General features: G+C 74.6%; 17 protein-coding genes. 3 read left to right on the top strand and 14 right to left on the bottom strand.

Annotated features, from left to right (window positions below; translation table 11 throughout):
* Positions 1-51: 51 nt before the first annotated feature.
* Both GKC29_RS07435 and GKC29_RS07430 read right to left on the bottom strand, forming a co-directional pair.
* A complete protein-coding gene (locus tag GKC29_RS07435; protein WP_155330121.1) occupies positions 52-303 on the bottom strand; it encodes a glutaredoxin family protein in 252 nt (83 codons plus the stop codon).
* Complete coding sequence (locus tag GKC29_RS07430) at positions 296-2,035, bottom strand: AMP-binding protein (protein ID WP_155330120.1); 1,740 nt, start codon at positions 2,033-2,035, stop codon at positions 296-298. Before GKC29_RS07430 ends, GKC29_RS07435 begins: the two co-directional genes overlap by 8 nt.
* 521 nt (positions 2,036-2,556) lie before the next feature.
* Here GKC29_RS07430 and GKC29_RS07425 point away from each other — a divergent pair.
* From GKC29_RS07425 to GKC29_RS07415, 3 genes are all read left to right on the top strand, one after another.
* Positions 2,557-3,510: an ECF subfamily RNA polymerase sigma factor, BldN family gene (locus GKC29_RS07425; protein ID WP_155330119.1), complete on the top strand. Its 954-nt coding sequence runs from the start codon at positions 2,557-2,559 to the stop codon at positions 3,508-3,510.
* A gap of 278 nt (positions 3,511-3,788) precedes the next feature.
* Positions 3,789-4,670, top strand: a complete 882-nt coding sequence (locus GKC29_RS07420) for a DUF5667 domain-containing protein (RefSeq protein WP_155330118.1) — start codon at positions 3,789-3,791, stop codon at positions 4,668-4,670.
* 122 nt (positions 4,671-4,792) lie between these two features.
* Entirely contained in the window at positions 4,793-5,662 is an 870-nt protein-coding gene (locus GKC29_RS07415; RefSeq protein WP_155330117.1) for an HAD family phosphatase, read from the top strand.
* 13 nt (positions 5,663-5,675) lie between these two features.
* Here the strand turns inward: GKC29_RS07415 and GKC29_RS07410 are convergent, their stop codons facing one another.
* The 12 genes from GKC29_RS07410 to GKC29_RS07355 all read right to left on the bottom strand — a co-directional run bounded on the left by GKC29_RS07410 (position 5,676) and on the right by GKC29_RS07355 (position 17,696).
* Positions 5,676-6,935, bottom strand: a complete 1,260-nt coding sequence (locus tag GKC29_RS07410; protein WP_155330116.1) for an MFS transporter — start codon at positions 6,933-6,935, stop codon at positions 5,676-5,678.
* Between the two features lie 69 nt (positions 6,936-7,004).
* Positions 7,005-7,880, bottom strand: coding sequence for a lysophospholipid acyltransferase family protein (locus GKC29_RS07405; protein WP_155334025.1), 876 nt, complete (start codon positions 7,878-7,880; stop codon positions 7,005-7,007).
* A 320-nt stretch (positions 7,881-8,200) separates the two neighbouring features.
* Entirely contained in the window at positions 8,201-9,274 is a 1,074-nt protein-coding gene (locus GKC29_RS07400) for an NAD-dependent epimerase/dehydratase family protein (RefSeq protein ID WP_155330115.1), read from the bottom strand.
* 118 nt (positions 9,275-9,392) lie between these two features.
* A complete protein-coding gene (locus GKC29_RS07395; RefSeq protein WP_007465623.1) occupies positions 9,393-9,494 on the bottom strand; it encodes a 30S ribosomal protein bS22 in 102 nt (33 codons plus the stop codon).
* Between the two features lie 215 nt (positions 9,495-9,709).
* Positions 9,710-9,919, bottom strand: coding sequence for a helix-turn-helix domain-containing protein (locus GKC29_RS07390; protein ID WP_007465625.1), 210 nt, complete (start codon positions 9,917-9,919; stop codon positions 9,710-9,712).
* Positions 9,920-10,144: 225 nt separating this feature from the next.
* The gene (locus GKC29_RS07385) at positions 10,145-11,329 is read right to left on the bottom strand and encodes an ABC transporter permease (protein WP_155330114.1); all 1,185 of its coding nucleotides are present in this window, start codon (positions 11,327-11,329) and stop codon (positions 10,145-10,147) included.
* On the bottom strand, positions 11,326-12,225 hold the full coding sequence (locus GKC29_RS07380; RefSeq protein ID WP_230688949.1) for an ABC transporter ATP-binding protein: 900 nt from the start codon (positions 12,223-12,225) through the stop codon (positions 11,326-11,328). Before GKC29_RS07380 ends, GKC29_RS07385 begins: the two co-directional genes overlap by 4 nt.
* On the bottom strand, positions 12,222-13,622 hold the full coding sequence (locus GKC29_RS07375) for an efflux RND transporter periplasmic adaptor subunit (protein ID WP_155330113.1): 1,401 nt from the start codon (positions 13,620-13,622) through the stop codon (positions 12,222-12,224). Before GKC29_RS07375 ends, GKC29_RS07380 begins: the two co-directional genes overlap by 4 nt.
* 34 nt (positions 13,623-13,656) lie before the next feature.
* Positions 13,657-15,081 (bottom strand): hypothetical protein, encoded by a 1,425-nt coding sequence (locus GKC29_RS07370; protein WP_230688948.1) that lies wholly within the window; start codon positions 15,079-15,081, stop codon positions 13,657-13,659.
* Between the two features lie 220 nt (positions 15,082-15,301).
* Positions 15,302-15,871, bottom strand: a complete 570-nt coding sequence (locus GKC29_RS07365) for a TetR/AcrR family transcriptional regulator (protein ID WP_155330112.1) — start codon at positions 15,869-15,871, stop codon at positions 15,302-15,304.
* Positions 15,864-16,664 carry an alpha/beta fold hydrolase gene (locus GKC29_RS07360; RefSeq protein WP_155330111.1) on the bottom strand — a complete coding sequence of 267 codons (801 nt, stop codon included), beginning with the start codon at positions 16,662-16,664 and terminating at the stop codon, positions 15,864-15,866. The genes GKC29_RS07365 and GKC29_RS07360 overlap by 8 nt, the downstream gene beginning before the upstream one ends.
* A gap of 111 nt (positions 16,665-16,775) precedes the next feature.
* Positions 16,776-17,696, bottom strand: a complete 921-nt coding sequence (locus GKC29_RS07355; protein WP_155330110.1) for a proline dehydrogenase family protein — start codon at positions 17,694-17,696, stop codon at positions 16,776-16,778.
* Between the last annotated feature and the right edge of the window lie 197 nt (positions 17,697-17,893).

Genomic DNA, 17,893 nt, shown 5'->3' with positions numbered 1-17,893 from the left:
CCCTATCGACCCGGCCACGGCCGGCGTGGGTTCGCTACCGCGCGCCGACGGTCAGAGCTGCGGGGTGGTGAGGTCGCGCAGCAGGCGCTCCTCCTCGACGCGCCAGTAGCCGTGCTCCTTGCCGTCGAGCAGCACCACCGGCAACCGGTCGCCGTACTCCCGCTCCAGCTCGATGTCGCCGGTCACGTCCTTCTCGATCCACCGGTCCCCGGTGACCGACACCACCCGGTCCAGCGCGGCCTTCGCGTCCTCGCAGAGGTGGCAGTCCGGCCGGGTGATCAGGGTGAGGCGGGGTTCACGCATCGGTCTCCTCCGTCGCGCCGGTCCGGACCGGCGGGTGGCTGGCCGGCGCCGTCGGGGCCGGCGGCGCGGGCGTCGCCCCGGCCGGTGGCCGGAGCAGCGTCTTGCGGACCTTCCCGATCGCCGAGTACGGCAACTCGTCGACGAACTCGACGGCGGTCGGGCACTTGAAGCGGGCGAGGTTGCGGGCGCAGTGGGCGAGCACGTCCTGCACCGTCACCGCCCGCCCCGGCTCCGGCACCACGTACGCCTGGACAGTCTCGCCGGTCCGCGGGTGCGGCACACCCAGTACCGCCGACTCCGCCACGCCCGGGTGCGCGGCGAGCACCAGCTCGACCTCGTGCGGGTAGACGTTGAAGCCGTTGACCAGGATCAGCTCGCCGATCCGGTCGACCAGGAACAGGTCGCCGTCGTCGTCGGCGTACGCCACGTCCCCGGTCGCCCACCAGCCCTCGGCGTCGGGCCCGCCTCGCCCGTCCGGCCAGTAGCCGGAGAACAGGTTGGCCCCGCGCACCACGATCTGGCCCGGGTCGGTGCCGGGTGCGGTGTCGGCGATGTCCAGCTCGTCGGCGTCGTCGTCGGGCACCGCCACACCGTCCCGCCACAGGTCGGTGCCGTCCGGGGCGACCAGGCGCAGGTCGACGCCGGGCAGCGGACGGCCGATCGAGCCGGGCTTCGGCTCCCCGCCCACGAGGGTGGAGGTGAGCACCGGAGCGGTCTCGGTCAGCCCGTACCCGACGTGCACCGGCAGCCCGGTGACCTCGCTGAAGCGTGCCGCGGCGGCCGGCTCCAGCGGCGCCGCGCCGCAGACCGCCACCCGCACCGACGCCAGCGCCGCCGTGGCGGTCCCGGCGTCCGCCGTGGACCAGGCCGCGACCATGGACGGTACGCCGACCAGCACGGTCACCCGGTGCCGGGCGATCTCCGCCAGCCCCGCGTCGCCGCCGAGGTCGTCGACGAGCACACCGGTGGCGCCATGGTGGACGACCGCACCGAGCCCGGAGTTGAGCCCGTACGCGTGGAACAGCGGCAAGGCGAGCAGCAGCGTGTCGTCCGGGCCCACGACGGGCGGCTCGATGCGGTCGACCTGCTCGTGGTTGGCCGCCAGGGCGCGGTGCGACAGCATCGCCCCCTTCGGCCGTCCCTCGGTGCCGGAGGTGTACAGCAGCACGGCGAGGTCGTCACCGCCCCGGGTGGGAAAGCCGCCGTCGCCGTCCCCCGTCGGGGGCGCGGTGTGCACGGCGGCGAGGGCCGGCAGCTCACCGGCCACGTCGGCGACCCGGTCGCGGACCGGCGGGGTGCCGATCAGCACGGACGCACCGGAGTCAGCCAGAACGTGGGTCAGTTCGCGGGCGGTGAAGGCGGGGTTGACCGGCACCGCGACCAGGCCGGCGCGGAGCGTGGCCAGGTAGCTGACCACGAAGTCCGGCGTGTTGCCGAGCGCGATCGCGACCCGGGGCGGGTGCCGGTCGGCGGCGACCGCCTGGGTGGCCAGCGCGTGCGCGACGGCGGTCACGGCGGCGTCCAGTTCGGACCAGGTCAGGGTCTCGTCGCGCCAGTGCAGCGCGGGACGGTCGCCGCGGGTGGTGGCCGCCCGGCGGAGCCGGTCGGCGAGGGTCGACACGGTGTTTCCTGCTGCGTCCTGCACGGTCGCTGAGTCTGGCACAGCCGGGGTCGGCCGGCCATGCCACGCCGGCCAGCCACGCCGGGTGTCGGCCCGTCGGACAGTCACCATCGACCGTCCTCGACGGCCACCCCGGCCCGGTCCCGCCGACGGGACCGACGCTTCACACCACCTGTGACGTCCCCCGGTCCCGTCTACAGGACAACACCAGACCGGCCGACACACCGACCCACCCTCGGCCGACCGGGTCGAGCGGACCGCCGAGTCGGCTCGCCGCAACCCTCTCCACCTGGGAATCCACTGCGGACCACCGGCAAATCCGAAAGTCAACCGCACACGACGGACAACCGGTCCGCCATCCGTGCGACACAGCGGGAAATACTTTGGCCCTGTGTAACGGACTTGCCACGCGCGGGTGACGTTGGCCCTATCATCACTCGGGTCGGCTCACCCCATTTGCCGTGAGTCGACACCCCTCAGCCCGAGGAGGCCCCCGTGCCCGTGAGCGCATTGGACCAGCACCTCAAGGGGATCTGCCGCCCGTCGGCACACCCCCGACCCGCCCTGCCCGACCCCCGCGTACCGGTCGCACCCGGCACGCGGCGCGTGACCGGCGGGACGGAGGTGGCCCGATGACGACCTTCGGCTACGCGGACCGCCCGCTCGGTCTGACCGGTCCGGGCCCGCGCCCCGTGATGAACGAACGGCCGGTCGCCCGCGGCCCGGTGGAGGACACCGGAAGCCTCACCACGCGTGGCGACGGGGCGTCGAGCCGCGTGCGCAACCGACCACACCACAACGAGGCGCCGGCGAGACCGGCCACACCGGGCGGGAACGCCAAGCCGATCGGGGGCCGGGTCGCGACACCGGCCCGACCGACGATGCCGGTGCAGGGCCGACGGGCCGCCGACCCGCCGGCCACGGCCGACCCGTCCACCACCGAGACCGCGGTGCTGCCGGCGGTGTCCGCCGCCACGCCGGGCACCACGACCGGCTTCCCCAGCCGCCCCGACCCGTCCGACCCGGCCACCGAGGTCTGGGCGCTGGTCGAGCGGGCGCAGGCCGGTGAGGCCGAGGCCTTCGGTCTGATCTACGACCGGTACGTCGACACGGTCTTCCGGTTCGTCTACTTCCGGGTCGGCAACCGCCAGTTGGCGGAGGACCTGACGTCCGACACCTTCCTGCGCGCGCTGAAACGGATCGGCAGCTTCACCTGGCAGGGCCGGGACCTCGGGGCGTGGCTGGTGACCATCGCCCGCAACCTGGTCGCGGACCACTTCAAGTCCGGCCGGTACCGGCTGGAGGTGACCACCGGGGACGTCCTCGACGCCGACCGTGAGGACCGGGGGCCGGAAGGCAGCCCGGAGGCGGCGGTGGTCGAGCACATCACGAACGTCGCCCTGCTCAGCGCCGTCAAGCAGCTCAACCCCGAGCAGCAGGAGTGCATCGTGCTCCGCTTTCTCCAGGGCTTCTCGGTCGCGGAGACGGCCCGGGCGATGGGCAAGAACGAGGGCGCGATCAAGGCCTTGCAGTACCGAGCGGTACGCGCGCTGGCGCGGCTGCTGCCCGACGGCTTCCAACCGTGACCCCCGGGCGTCCCGAGCAACGTCGGCGCAGCTCGGCGGCGGTAACCGCCCGGTGAGAACCATCACTTTCCGTGATTTCTCCCCCGGCCGCCCCGTAACCCTTACCCTGCGCGGCGCGTTTCTCCGGGTGCGACCGTTGGCAGTCCCGGCGTCCCCCCGGGCTCCTCAGATCCGGCATTCCCGCCGGCCACGAGCCTCCCTGTGGTGTGCCGCCGTCACCGGTCGCCGGTGACGACCGCGGCCGACCGGCCGTGACCAGCGAGAGGAGGTGCCCAACGGTGGACAGCGACCTCTTCTCCCGTCGGCGCGCCGAACGCTTCGCTCAGCTTCTCGACGAGGCCAACGGCGGCCGGCGGCACCACAAGCGGTCCCGTCTGGACGACGAACTCATCGCCCTCGTCGCGGTCGGACAGCGGCTCAGCGCCGGCCCCCCGGCCGTTGACGTGGACCCGGAGTTCCGTACCGGCCTGCGGGCGATGCTGCTGGCCACCGCCGAACGCGAGGGCATCGGCGCACCCGCCGCCGACACCGCGACCGGCCCGACGACGCGCCGCACCAGGGCGTTCCGCCCGTCACTGCTGCCGCCGGTCACCGCCCGACGGGCCCGCGCCCGGGGCGCCATCCTCGTCGGCATCGCGGCCGGGGCCGTGGCCGTCTCCGGCATCTCGGCCGCCAGCGAGAACGCCGTACCGGGCGACGCGCTGTACGGCATGAAGCGCTCGACCGAGCGCGCTCAGCTCGCGCTCACCAGCTCGGACGTGAGCCGCGGGCAGCTCTTCCTGGGCTTCGCCCGCACCCGGCTGAGCGAGGCGGCGGAACTCCGGGGCGACCGGGCCGGGTACAGCGGCGTCCTGGACGACATGGACGCCGACACCCGCCAGGGCGTACGCCTGCTGACCGGAGCCGCCGCGCAGCGCTCCGACCCGGCGCCGCTGGACGCGGTCAACACCTTCGTCACCGCGCAGCAGCAGGCGGTCAGCGCCCTGCTCGACGAAGGGACACGCGCCGAGCGGGACCGCACCCGCCGCTCGCTCGCCCTGCTGGACGCCGTCCGCAAGCGCTCGGACGCGCTGCGCGCCGCGATCACCTGCGGCCTGCCCGCCCCGCTCGGCAGTGACGCCCTCGGCCCGGCCCCGGCCACCTGCCCCGCCGACCGCTAGGAGCCACGGTGCGTGGGAGCCGTACACGCCACAGCTGACCCGAGGTACGCCCGGACCGGCCACGCTCCCGGCTACCCTCGCGAGGTGGCGCACCGCGCGCCGGTCGAGCGGAGGGAGGGCGGGTGGCCCGCAGCCGTAAGGTGACGGTCAGCACCGACACCCACGGTCACACGTCCGGCTGGGCCGAGACGGACGCCGCGCCCCCGGCGCCGGATCCGACGGCCGCCGCCTTCTTCGACGTGGACAACACGATGATGCAGGGCGCCTCGATCTACTGGTTCGCCCGTGGGCTGGCCGCGCGCAACTACTTCACCACCGGGGACCTGCTCCGGTTCGCCTGGCAGCAGCTCCGGTTCCGGGTGCTGGCCACCGAGCACGCGGGTGACATGTCCCAGGCCAAGGAGACCGCCCTCGCGTTCATCGAGGGCTGGCGGGTGGACGACGTGGAGCGGCTCGCGGAGGAGATCTTCGACGAGCTGATGGCCCCCCGGATCTGGGCCGGCACCCGCCGCCTCGCCCAGGGCCACCTCGACGCCGGCGAGCGGGTCTGGCTGGTCAGCGCGGCACCCGTGGAGATCGGCCGGATCATCGCCGCCCGGCTCGGGCTGTCCGGCGCCATCGGCACCGTTGCCGAGGTGGCCGACGGGGCGTACACGGGGCGGCTGGTGGGCGACCTGATGCACGGGCCGGCGAAGGCCGAGGCGGTCACCCAACTCGCCGCGGTGGAGGGCCTGGACCTGTCCCGCTGCACGGCGTACAGCGACTCGTCCAACGACCTGCCCATGCTCAGCACGGTCGGTCGGGGGGTCGCGGTCAACCCGGACAGCGTGCTGCTGCGGGAAGCCCGCCAGCGCGGCTGGGAGGTGCGGGACTTCCGCACCGGTCGCCGGGCGGTGAAGATCGCCGTCCCGTCGACGGCCGCCGCCGGGCTCGTCGCCGGTGCCGTCACCGCCGGGCTGGCGCTGCACCGACGCCGCCACCGCGGCTCCTGACGCCCGGCGGCTGTCAGCCGGTCACCACGGCCGGCGCCGGAGCCGGCTCGTCCTCGTGCGCGATGCGGGTGAACTCCCGCCACAGCAGGGCGACGAGGACCGCCGAGCCGGCGAACGCGAACCAGAACGGCGCGGTCACCCCGAACGGGGTCACCAGCAGACCACCCACCGCCGAACCGACGACCAGACCGCCGTACGTGCTCATGGTGTTGATGCTGTTGACCCGCCCCTGGAGCTGGGCGGGGACGGCCCGCTGCCGGACGGTCAGCGAGGTGGTCCCCCAGACGAAGGCGTGCGCGCCGAAGACGAAGAGGATCGCCGAGGCGACCCACGACGACGTCGTGACGGCGAGACCGAGGTGGGTGAGGGTCTCGATGATCAGCCCGATCCGCATGATCTGGCCCAGGCTCACCCGGCGGGTCAGCCACCCGTACCCGACGGTCCCGAGCAGCCCGCCGACCGCCGTCACCGTGCTGAGCAGGCCGAAGCCGACGGCGCCCAGGTCGAGGCGGTCGCTCGCGTAGAGCACCAGGACCGACCAGGCCGCGCCGTACGTGATGTTGAAGACCAGGATGGTGAGGCAGAGCGTCCGGACGGCCGGGTGGCGGACGGTCCAACGGAGTCCCTCGACGATGTCCCGCCGCACGCTGCGGGTCCCCTCCGTCGGGGCCGCGTCGCGGGGCGGCAACGACACCCGGGACACCAGCAGCAGTCCGGCGGCCGCGAGGAGGGCCTCGGCGGCGAACGGCCAGGCCCGGCCGGCCGCGAAGAGCGCCGCACCGACCGCCGGGCCGGCCATCTGGTTGAGCGTGATGAACCCGGCGAGGACGCGGGCGTTGGCGATCGCCAGGTCCTCCCGGCGTACCAGCATGGGCGTCAGCGTTCCGGTGGTGTTGTCGGCGAAGACCTCGCCGGTGGCGAGCAGCGCCAGCGCCAGCAGCGCCCCGAACACCGAGAGCCGGTCGGTGACCAGGGCCAGGGTCAGCACGCCCAGGACGCCGACCCGGACGGCGTTCGCCACGATCACGATCCGGCGCCGGTCGAGCCGGTCGGAGAGCACGCCCGCGTACAGGCCGAACAGCATCGGCGGGGCCCACCGCAGCAGCGCCGCCAGCGAGACCAGGAACGGGTTGTCGGTCAACGACGCGATCAGCAGCGGCCCGGCCGCCACCGCCACCCCGTCGCCGAGGTTCGTCGCCCACGACGACGCCAGCAACCAGCGGAAACCGCGCCCCAACCGGGCCGGTACGACGGCCTCGACCACCCTGCTCACAAACCCAGGACCGTACGACGCCCGGAGGTGGTGGCGCACCCGCATTACCGGCGGGGTGTCCCCCGTCTCCTACGGGCCGAACGGATCGGGCCGGCGTTCCAGCAGCTTGTGCAGGGTCTGCTGGATGGTCTCCCGCACCTGGTCGGCGAGGTTGAACACGACCAGCGGATCGTCGGCCGAGTCGGTCAGGTGCGCGGTGGGGATCGGCGGGCAGAACTCGATCAGCCACTTGCTGGGCAGCGGCACCATGCCCAGCGGGCCGAGCCACGGGAAGGTCGGGGTGATCGGGAAGTACGGGAGCTTGAGCAGCCGGGCGAGCGGCTTGACGTCGGCGAGCATCGGGTAGATCTCCTCGCCCCCGACGATCGCCACCGGCACGATGGGCGTGCCGGTGCGCAGCGCCGCCGACACGAAGCCGCCCCGGCCGAAGCGTTGCAGCTTGTAGCGCTCCGCGTACAGCTTGCCGATGCCCTTGAAGCCCTCGGGGAAGACGCCGACCAGCTCCCCGGTGCCGAGCAGGCGCTCGGCGTCCGGATTGCAGGCCACCGTGCCACCCGTCTTGCGGGCGATCTCCGACACCACCGGCATCCGGAAGACCAGGTCCGCCCCGAGCAGGCGGAGGAACCGGTGCGCCGGGTGCCGGTCGTGCAGCACGGCCGAGAGGATCAGCGCGTCGAGGGCGACGGTGCCGGAGTGGTTGCCCACGACCAGGCCGGCGCCGTTGGCGGGCACGTTCTCCAGGCCGCTGACCTCGGTACGGAACCAGTCCCGGTAGAGCAGTCGCAGCAGCGGGTGGAACACCGCCTCGGTGATCTGCGGGTCGAAGCCGAACTCGTCGACCTCGTACTCCCCGGCGAGCCGCCGGCGCAGGAACGCCAGCCCGTTGGCCACCTTGCGGTCCCAGTGGTCGCCCGGGCGGTCCGGCACCGCCGGCCCACCCGGCACCGCGGCGGCGCGCTCGTCGGCACCGGTGCTCCCGGCACCGGCCGGGTCGCCGGCCGCGGTCACGGCCGGCTCGTCGGTCGCCGCCGTGTCCAGCTCGTCCGGCACCGCCGCCGGCTCGTCCGTCGCCAGCGGCTCGTCCGTTGTCACCAGGGGCTCGTCGGTCGCGGCCGGGTCCAGCTCGTCGGGCACGGCCATCGAGCCGGTCGCCGCGACGGGCCGGTGGCCGTTGGTCCGCGCCGGCTCCGCCGCCGGGTCCGGCACGGCCAGTGGTACGTCGTACCGGCCGTCGCCGCCGGCGGGCTCGCGCCGGGGCCGGCCGGTCACGACCGCTCCCGGGCGGCGGCCCGGACCTGCCGGATCCCGTCCAGCACCAGCCGCTCGGCGGCGACGAGCTGGTCCCGGGTCACCACGACCCCGCCCCGGTGCGCCCGGATGAAGTCGTCGAACGCGGCGGCGGTGGAGCGCGGCGTGAAGCCGTACTCCCGCTCCAGCCGGCCGGTGTCGACGACCCGGCCGTGCACGAAGAGGTCGACCTGGTCGAGCCCGATGCGACCGAAGCCGAGGCTGCGCGCGAGCGCCGCCGCCCCGGACAGGCCCGGTTCGAGAACCGGCATCGCGACGCGGCCGGCCCGCCGGATCGCCTGGGAGAGGGCCAGCACGCCGGGACCGGCGACGTTGTACGTCCCGGGATGGTCCTCGACGATCGACCGGTGCAGCACCTCCAGCGCGTCGTCGAAGTGCAGGAACTGCAGGCGCGGGTCGCGGCCGAAGACGGTGGGCACCACCGGCTGCGAGAAGTAGCGGGTCAGCGTGGTGTCGGCGGTCGAGCCGATGAACGGCGCGAAACGCAGGACGGTGGCGGTCACGTCGGGCCGGCGGCGGCGGAAACCTCGCACGTACCCCTCGATGTCCAGGATGTCGCGGCCGAAACCACCGCGCGGAACCTCGCGCGGCTCGGTCTCCTCGGTGAAGACGGCCGGGTCACGGAACGAGGCCCCGTACGCGGCGGTCGACGAGCGGACGACGAGCTTGCGCAGCCGGGGAGCGCGCTGGGCTGCGGCGAGCAGCTGCATCGTGCCGATGACGTTCTGCTCTTTCATGGCCGCCCGGCCGCCGTGTTGCGGGTCCGGTGCGCTGACCAGCGCGAGGTGCACGACGGCGTCCACGTCGAGGTCGGCGAGCAGGCCACCGATCGAGCCGGCGTCCACGCGGACACGCTCGACGCGGTCGAGCAGGTCGGCCAGGTCCGCGCCGGGCTCGGGCGGGTCGACGCCGATGACGCGTTCGATCCGCGGGTCGGCGGCGAGCCGGGCCGCGACGTGGGCGCCGAGGTAGCGGCTCACCCCGGTCACGACGACGACCCCCGGAGCACCAGGGGTGCCACCGGGGGTCATGTCTCGCACCTCCCCCGGCAGGCGGGATCGAGCCGGGACGTCCACGGCCTGATCACCTGAGCCTCCGAGGGTCGACAGTTGGCGGGTGACGACGGTGCCGGGCCGGGCCCGGCACCGGTCACTTGCCGAGACGGCGACGCTGGACGCGGGTCTTGCGCAGCAGCTTGCGGTGCTTCTTCTTAGCCATGCGCTTGCGGCGCTTCTTGACCACCGAGCCCATACGACAGCCTTTCGATGCAACGTGCGGGGCGGACCGGATGACGCCACGGGTGACACCGGCGACCGCTTGCGGACAACGGACCGGACCAGCGGGAGAGGCGGCGGAGCGCACCTGCGGTCACGGTCGGGGTCCAGGGTAGCCGGAGAGCCTCAGCAGGACCAACGCGGCCCCTCGATGCCCGTCACGCCGGCTGGTCCGCCTGCGCCGGCGGCGGCTCAGGCGGTTTCCTGAAAGGCACCGCGCAGGTATTCGTGCACGGCGTGCTCGGGGACGCGGAACGACCGGCCGACCCGGACCGCGGTGAGTTCACCGCTGTGCACCAGGCGGTAGACCGTCATCTTCGACACCCGCATGACCGTCGCCACCTCGGCGACGGTCAGGAACTTGACCTCCGACAGCCGACCGTCGGACTGCGACCCGGCCATGGCTCACCGACCCATCCCATGCCCGGCGCGCCCCATCCGGCTGGGAGCCTCCGACCGGACCGGCGACGCGCGTGTTACCAGTACGGTAGCGGGGCCGCTGTGACCGGCGCGATCCCTTCGTACAACTGATCATAATTCGCACGGGTGTCCGACCGCCTGTTACATCGTTTACCGGCTTCGCGGGCCGCTCGTCCCGGATCGCGGCACCTTGTCCGGGTCGCGGAGTCACTCTGAGCGCAGGGCCACCACGGGATCGAGCCGCCCGGCGCGTTGGGCCGGCACCACGCCGAACACGATCCCCACCGCCGCCGAGACGCCGAACGCCAGCGCCAGCGACCACCACGTCACCGCGGCCGGGATCGGCGACACGGCGGCCACGGTCAGGGCCGTACCGACCCCGAGGGCCATGCCGGTCAGACCGCCGATCGAGGTGAGCAGCACCGCCTCCAGCAGGAACTGCACGCCGATGTCGCGCGGCCGGGCGCCGACCGCCTTCCGCAGCCCGATCTCCCTCGTCCGCTCGCGGACCGAGACCAGCATGATGTTGGAGACACCGACGCCGCCGACCAGCAGCGAGATGCCGGCGATCGCGGCCAGCACCCCGGTGAGGATGCCCAGGATGTCGCCGAGGACACCGAGGATCTGCTCCTGGGTGACAGCGCTGAACTCGGTCCCCGGGTGCCGGCGGCTCAACTCGGCGACGATCCGCGCGCCCAACTCGTCGATCCGCTCGCGGTCCGGCGCCTTCACCGCGATGCCGTCGACCCGCTGCGTGCCGTAGAGCCGCTGCGCGGCGGTGACCGGCACGTGGACCTCGTCGTCCCGGTCCACGCCGAGGCTCTGGCCGAGCGGGGCGAAGACCCCGATCACCCGGAACCGGACCCCGGAGACGGTGACCTGCTGCCCGACCGGATCGCGGTCGGGGAAGAGCGCCCGCGCCACGGACGAGCCCAGCACCGCCACCCGGCGGCTGGTGTCCACGTCGGACCCGGTCAGGTAGCGGCCCCGGGCCAGCTCGCGGGTGAACACGGACGGGGTGGTCTCCAGGACGCCCTGGACCGTGCTGAAGTCCGACCGGGCGCCCGCCCGGACGGTGGCGCCGGAGGCCACTGTGACGGCCACCCGGTCGGGGTCACCGACCACCCGGGACACCGCGTCGACGTCGTCCAGGGTCAGCGGGGAGAGCGCGGGCGCGGAGCCCACGTCGATCCGGCCGGGTACGACCAGCAGCAGGTTCGAGCCCAGCCCCTCGACCTGCTGCTCGACCGTCTGCTTGGTCCCGGTGCCGATGGCCACGAGGATCACCACCGAGGCGACGCCGATGATCACACCGAGCATGGTGAGGGCGCTGCGCAGACGGTTGGCGCGCAGCGCGTCCAGCGCCACCCGCCAGGCCTCGGCCAGCCTCACCGGGCGGCCCCCTCGCCGGCCGGCACACCGGGCCCCCCACCCGCGGGCGCCGCACCCGCGCGGCGCCCGGTGGCGCCGGCGGCGCCACCGGTGCCACCGGACGGGTGCCCCGGACCGCTTCCGGACGCGGACCGGGACTCCGCGCTGGGAGCGGGCACCAGTGTGTCAGGCGCCCCGGCGTCTCCCGACACCGGTGGATCATGACGCTCGTCGGCGCTGTCCGCCACGACCACCCCGTCGCGCATCGCGATCCGCCGGCGGGCCCGCGCGGCCACCTCGTTGTCGTGGGTGACCATCACGAGTGCCACGCCGGACTCGGCGTTGAGCCGTTCCAGCAGCCCCAGAACGGCCGCGCCGGTGACGCTGTCGAGGTTGCCGGTCGGCTCGTCGGCCAGCAGCACCGTCGGATCGGTGACCAGGGCGCGGGCGATCGCCACCCGCTGCTGCTCGCCGCCGGAGAGCTGGTTCGGTCGGTGGTCGAGGCGGTGCCCGAGGCCGACCCGGCCGAGCATGGCGGCGGCCCGCTCCCGCCGCTGCCGGGCGCCCACCCCGCGGTAGACCAGGGGCAGGGCCACGTTGTCCACCGCGGAGGTACGGGGCAGCAGATGGAACGCCTGGAAGACGAAGCCGATGGTCTCGTTCCGCAGCGCGGCGAGGTCCCCGGCGGAGAGGCGGCCCACCTCCCGGCCACCGATCGCCAGGCGGCCGGCGGTCGGCCGGTCCAGCCCGCCGAGCAGGTGCATGAGGGTGGACTTGCCGGAACCGGACGGCCCGACCAGCGCCACGTAGTCGCCCGGCGCGACGGTCAGCGAAACCCCGCGCAGCGCCGGCACCGAGACGCCGTCGAGCTGGTACGTGCGCGACACGTCCACGGCCTCGATCGCCGGGGCGGTCATCCCAGCTCCTGGCCGTCGCGGACCTGGTCGGCGCCCCGGACCACGACCCGATCGCCGGCCTGCACCCCGCGGACGATCTGCACCAGGTCCTGGCCCTGGACCCCCACCGTCACCGCGGCCCGCTCGGCCCGGCCGTCGCGTACCACCCACACCACGTCCCGCCCGTCGGCGGAGAAGACGGCCGACGCCGGCACGGTGACCGCGTCGGTGGCCTCCCGTACCTGGAGGCGGACCACCGCGTTCATGCCGGGTCGCGGGATCGGCGCCGGCTCGCCCTCGCCGAACCGGCCCGCGCCGAGGGCCAGCCGCACCCGGTAACCCACCCCACCACGGGCCGACGTGGTGGGCAGGACGTCGACCGAACGGACCGTCGCCTCGTACGTGGCGCCGGGGACCGCGTCCAACTCGACGGTCGCGGCCAGCCCCGCCTTGACCAGCAGGACGTCGGTCTCGTCCACCTCGGCGAGCAGCCCGAGCTGGCCGGTGTCGACGATGGTCAGCACCGGCGTGCCGGCGGTGACCAGGCCGCCCACCGGGACGGCGACGTCCACACCGGGCGGCGGGCCGGCCGGCACGGGCCGGAGCGCCGACGGGTCCAGGCCGGTCGCCGCACCCCCGCCGAGCAGCCCGGCCAGCGCGTCCGGCGGGACACCGCCCCCGGTGGTCGTGCCGCCCGCCTGGAGGACACCGCCGATCGGGGCGCGCAGCGTCAGCGCGTCGACGGTCGCCTTCGCCAGGTCGTACGCCTGCTGGGCCTGGAGCCGCTGGGCGGTGGCGAGCGCGCCGACGGCCGCGTTGAGGTTGCTCACGCCGCGCTGCACCGCGCGCACGGCGCGGTCGGCGGCGCGCGCGGCGCTCTCGTACCGCTGCTGGGCGTCCCGGACCTGGAGCAGCAGCGCCTCCCGCAGCTGCGGGTCACCGATCTTCGCCGCCGCGGCGCGGGCCGCCGCGTACGTCTCGTCGGCGGCGCGGTCGGTGCCCCGCAGCCCCCCGGTCAGGTCACCCCCGCCACCACCGCGCCCGGCCCGCCTCGCGGCGGCGAGCGCCTCGCGGGCCTGGCGGAGCCGCTCCTCGGCCTGCGGTGAGTCGATGACGGCGAGCACCTGCCCGCGCCGGACCCGCTGGCCGGGCTGCACGCGGAGGCTCGCCAGCGTCCCGTCGGCGGCGGCGGTGAGGGTGGCGGCGGCGCGGGCGGTCACGGTGGCCGGCGCGTCGACGACCTCGGCGACGGCGGTCCGGCCGGCGGCCGCCAGGGCGACCGGTGACTCCTCCCCACCGCACGAGGCGGCGGTGGTGCCGGTCAGGACGACGACCGCGAGGAGAGCGGTGAGCAGGCGGGGGCGGAAGCGCGTGGCTGCGGGCAGCCGCGGCGGGTCGGGGCGGCGCACGAGCCCCATGCTACGAGGGCACGTCGACGGACGACGATGCGGTTCAGGTGACGGAGCGGGCGTACCCGACGCACTCGTCGTGCAGGACGCTCCAGGGGGTGTCGAACACCTCGTCGGCGGCCTCGTCGAGCGACCGTCCCTCGTGCGCCACCACCCGGAAGAATGCGAGCAACCGCTCGATGCCGAACCGGTCCACCAGGTGCTGGACCGCCAGGTAGGCGAGCCCGTAGCTGCCGGAGACCCGGTCGGCCGGTGCGTTGTGAGCCGGCGCGAGGCGGTCGAGCCGCCCGGACCAGTCCCCGGTGACCAGCCGCCGGACGTCCGCCAGCCCGTCGTACCGGTCGACCGGCCGGCCGTCGACGCCCGCGTACTCGGCCACCCCCTCGACCAGCCACCACGTCCGCGCGCCCGGATAGCCGGCCTCGGGCATGGTGGCGGCGTGGGTCAGCTCGTGGCGGAGCAGGTCGTCGAGTCCGGTCTCGGTGGCGCTGTCGGCGTTCAGCACGACCTCGTGGTGGCCGCCACCGACGGTGACCGCGTACCCCGCCGTCCAACCGGCCCGGCCGCCGCCGTACCAGCGCTTCCACTCGGCGCGCCCCGCGTGGAAGATCCGGTACCGGTCCGGCGTCCGCCCGTCGACGGCGTAGGTGTCGGCGATCCGGGCGGCTGCTTCGGCCCGCGCCAACAGGTCGGGCAACCGCTTACGCTGCGCCGGCGTGGTGGCGACGACGGTACGCTCGCCGACCGCCACGACCAGGTCGCTGACCTCCCACGGCCGAGTGCCGGCCGACCTCGACGCGGAGGGCTCGACGGCGAGCAGCCGGGGTTGCGCGGCGTCCCGCCAGCGGGTGGCGGCCAGCACCGGGCTGGTCCGGCAGTCCGGCACGGCGAAGCAGTACCGGAACTCGACCATCACCCGCCACTCGCCCGGCCGGCCCTCGACCGGCGTCGGCAGGCCGTCCGGCCGGGCCTGCCAACCGGTGACCCGCAGCGCCCGCAGCGCGGCGAAGCGACGCCGCAACTCGGCCTGGACGGCCGGCTCGGCGACGGCCAGCCAACCCGCCCGGTCGCCGCGGAGCAGGGCGGCCGACTGGCGGTCGAGCTGCGCGTCGACCCGCTCGGCGAACTGGCGGGCGACGACGGTCGCCGGGTCGACGGCCGCCACGGCGGGCACGTTGCTGCCCCGCCCATCGGCCACCAGCGCCACCGGCAGGCCGCAGGCCAGCAGCACCACCACGGCCGCCAGCGCCGTCCACAGCGCCCAGCGGCGCGACCGGCGCGGTGACGTCAGGGGTACGGCCACCGGCGCCCGCTCCGCGCCGTCCCCGGCCGCGCCCTCCCCGGGCGGGGCCGGCACCCGGAAGGCGGGTTGCGGCGGGTCGGGTTCTCCCGACCCGGCGTTGCCTTGGCATGCCGCATCCGGCACGGCCGCCGCCGCGCCGTCGGTCACGGGTGTGCCCTCAGTCACCGCCGAAGGGTACGGCCCCGTCAGCCGGCCCCGCGAGCATGTCTCACCCCCGCCCGGGCGACCCTCCCTCGCCGCCTTTGCTCTGCTTCAACCCGCGCAACAGGTTCCGGCGGATCCCATTGCGTTGGTTGAAGCAGAGCAAAGGGAACGGGCAGAAGGTGTGACGCCGAGGACGCCCCACACCGGCCACCGGCTCCCACCGAGGGCAGCGCGAGACGGGTCAGCGCGTCGGCCAGGAGCGGAATGCGGCGTCGAGACCGTCGAGCAGCCGCTCGAACGAGCGGTCCACGTCCTGCGGCAGCCCGAACCCGCCCGCCGCCTCCAGGGACACGAAGCCGTGCACGGCGCTGCGGAACATGCGTACGGCGTCGACGGCCGGCTCGCCGGTCACCCCGTACCCCCGGAGGACGGCGTAGACGACGCCGACCGCGCGCTCCCCCGCGGCCCGGTGCTCCGGATCCGCCGGGTCGGGCACCCGCTGGGCCGCCGGATAGCGGCCGGGGTGCCGGCGGGCGTACGCGCGGTAGGCGGTGGCGACCGCGCGGAGCGCGTCGGCGCCGGCGTGCCCGGCGGCGGCCGCGGTCATCTCGTCGGCGAGTTCGGCGGTGGCCAGCGCGGAGAGGCGCTGGGCGAGCGCGTCGGCGCCCCGGACGTGCTTGTAGAGGCTCGGCAGCGCGACGCCGAGCCGGGTGGCCAGGGCGGCGAGGGTGAGCCGGTCGTGGCCGACCTCGTCGGCGAGCCGGGCCGCCTCCCGCACGACGGTGTCCGGGGTGAGGCCGGCCCTAGGCACCGGCGGTCACCGCCAGGAACTCGACGAGCGGGGCGGCGGTCGCCTGCGGGCTGTCGGCGTGCGGGTAGTGGCCGGCGTCGTCGATCATCCGCGCCTCGGCGGTGGCGAAGAGCCGGCGGGCGGCGCGCGCCTCCGCGCCCGGGTCGGGGAAGTCGGGGTCCCTGGTCCCCATCAGCACCAGCACGGGTTGCCGGACCTGCGGCGCCCGGGCGGTCCAGTGCGGCTCGACGGGCACGATGACGCCGCGGGTCGCGGCCATCCGGCCGGGCTCGCGAAGCGTGGCCACCATCGCCTTCCGGTACGCGGTGTCGTCGGCCGGCCGGCGCACGGGGAAGAGCGTGCGGTGGAACGCGCCGAACAGCCGCGGGCTGCGCAGCACCGCGAACTGGGCCAGCCGCAGCACCGGGTTCAGCTTGGCCTCACCGACGAACGCGCCGATCTGCACGATGCCGTTGACCAGCTCCGGGGCGTCGGTGGCGGCGAAGACCACGGCCGCCGCGCTGGACGAGCTGCCGACCAGGGTGGCCGGTCCGCCGCCGAGGTCGCGGACGACCGCGAGGAGGTCGGCGCCGACCTCGGCGGGGGCGTACGTGGGCCAGCCGGTGCTGGACGCGCCGTGCCCGCGCACGTCCGCGGCCGCCACCCGGTAGCCCGCCTCGACCAGCAGCGGCACGAGGTGCCGGAACGCGCCGCGATTTTCCCCCATGCCGTGCGAGAGCACGACCAGCGGGCCCTGCCCGTGCACCTCGTACGCGATCCGTCCGCCCGGGCGCCCCACAAAGCTAACAGTCATAGCTAGAAGGCTAATGCCATTAACCACCGCCCGTCAAGCGACCCTCGGAAAAGACGGACGGGCCGGTGGCGACCAGGAGGTCACCACCGGCCCGTCGATGGTGTCGCGACGCTACTTCTTCGACGCCAGGGCGCGGGCGAAGAACGCCAGGTTGGCGGGGCGCTCGGCGAGACGGCGCATGAGGTAGCCGTACCACTCGTCGCCGTAGGGGACGTAGGTGCGCACGGTGTAGCCCTCGCCGACGAGACGCTTCTGCTCCTCGGGCCGGATGCCGTACAGCATCTGGAACTCGAACCGCTCCGGGCCGCGGTCGAACCAACGGGCCCGGTCCTCACCGATCGCGATCAGCCGGGGATCGTGGGTGGCGAGCATCGGGTACCCGTCACCGGACATCAGGATGTTCAGGCAGCGGACGTACGACTTGTCCACCTCGCGAACGGACTGGTAGGCCACCGACTCGGGCTCCTTGTACGCGCCCTTGCACAGCCGCACCCGGGAGCCGGCGCCGGCCAGCTCGCGGCAGTCCGACTCGGTGCGCCGCAGGTACGCCTGGAGCACCGCCCCGGTCGACGGGTAGTCCTTGCGCAGCTTGGCGAGGATGTCCAGCGTCGAGTCGGTGGTGGTGTGGTCCTCCATGTCCAGGGTGACCGTGGTGCCCGCCGCGTCGGCCGCCGCGCAGATCGCCCGCGCGTTGTCGTACGCGAGCTGCTCGTCGAACATCTGGCCCAGCGCGGAGAGCTTGACGCTCACCTCGGCGGCCGGGGTGAGGCCGGCGGCGGAGAGCATCCCCAGCAGCTTCAGGTACTCGTCCCGGGTGGCGTTCGCCTGCTCGGGGGTGACGGTGTCCTCGCCGAGGTTGTCGAGGGTGACCGCGAGACCGTCGTCGACGAGTACGCGGGTCGCGCGCAACGCGTCGTCGGTCTTGGCGCCGGCGACGAACCGGCGTACGACGTCCCGGGTGAACGGGGCCGTCGCGACAAGCCGCTCGACCTGGGATGACCGGGAAGCGGCGAGGATGACGGAACGGAGCATGAGCTGAGCGTAACGCCAGCACGGCGAGCCGCGCCGGTCGGCGGCCGGGGGTGTGGCGGGGCACCCACGGCGGCGTTAACAAGGGTCCCTTCCACCTCACGAAGCGATAAGAGGGGGCCCTTCCTTGCACCTGCGAGTCTGATCACCGACGGCTACGCGTGGCTCCTGCCGCGCTACATCGACGCGCCACGCGGCTC

The sequence above is a fragment of the Micromonospora sp. WMMC415 genome, assembly GCF_009707425.1.
Taxonomy (GTDB): Bacteria; Actinomycetota; Actinomycetes; order Mycobacteriales; family Micromonosporaceae; genus Micromonospora.
Note: the sequence above shows the minus strand (reverse complement) of the source record. Positions and strands in the feature narration are given on the sequence as shown.

Excerpts from the sequence above, each read along its gene's own strand:
- GKC29_RS07435 (WP_155330121.1), bottom strand. The coding sequence starts at position 303 with ATGCGTGAACCCCGCCTCACCCTGATCACCCGGCCGGACTGCCACCTC.
- GKC29_RS07380 (WP_230688949.1), bottom strand. The coding sequence starts at position 12,225 with ATGACCGCCCCGGCGATCGAGGCCGTGGACGTGTCGCGCACGTACCAG.
- GKC29_RS07360 (WP_155330111.1), bottom strand. The coding sequence starts at position 16,664 with ATGACTGTTAGCTTTGTGGGGCGCCCGGGCGGACGGATCGCGTACGAG.
- GKC29_RS07425 (WP_155330119.1), top strand. The coding sequence starts at position 2,557 with ATGACGACCTTCGGCTACGCGGACCGCCCGCTCGGTCTGACCGGTCCG.
- GKC29_RS07395 (WP_007465623.1), bottom strand. The coding sequence starts at position 9,494 with ATGGGCTCGGTGGTCAAGAAGCGCCGCAAGCGCATGGCTAAGAAGAAG.
- GKC29_RS07400 (WP_155330115.1), bottom strand. The coding sequence starts at position 9,274 with ATGACCCCCGGTGGCACCCCTGGTGCTCCGGGGGTCGTCGTCGTGACC.
- GKC29_RS07430 (WP_155330120.1), bottom strand. The coding sequence starts at position 2,035 with ATGGTGACTGTCCGACGGGCCGACACCCGGCGTGGCTGGCCGGCGTGG.
- GKC29_RS07355 (WP_155330110.1), bottom strand. The coding sequence starts at position 17,696 with ATGCTCCGTTCCGTCATCCTCGCCGCTTCCCGGTCATCCCAGGTCGAG.
- GKC29_RS07375 (WP_155330113.1), bottom strand. The coding sequence starts at position 13,622 with ATGGGGCTCGTGCGCCGCCCCGACCCGCCGCGGCTGCCCGCAGCCACG.
- GKC29_RS07390 (WP_007465625.1), bottom strand. The coding sequence starts at position 9,919 with ATGGCCGGGTCGCAGTCCGACGGTCGGCTGTCGGAGGTCAAGTTCCTG.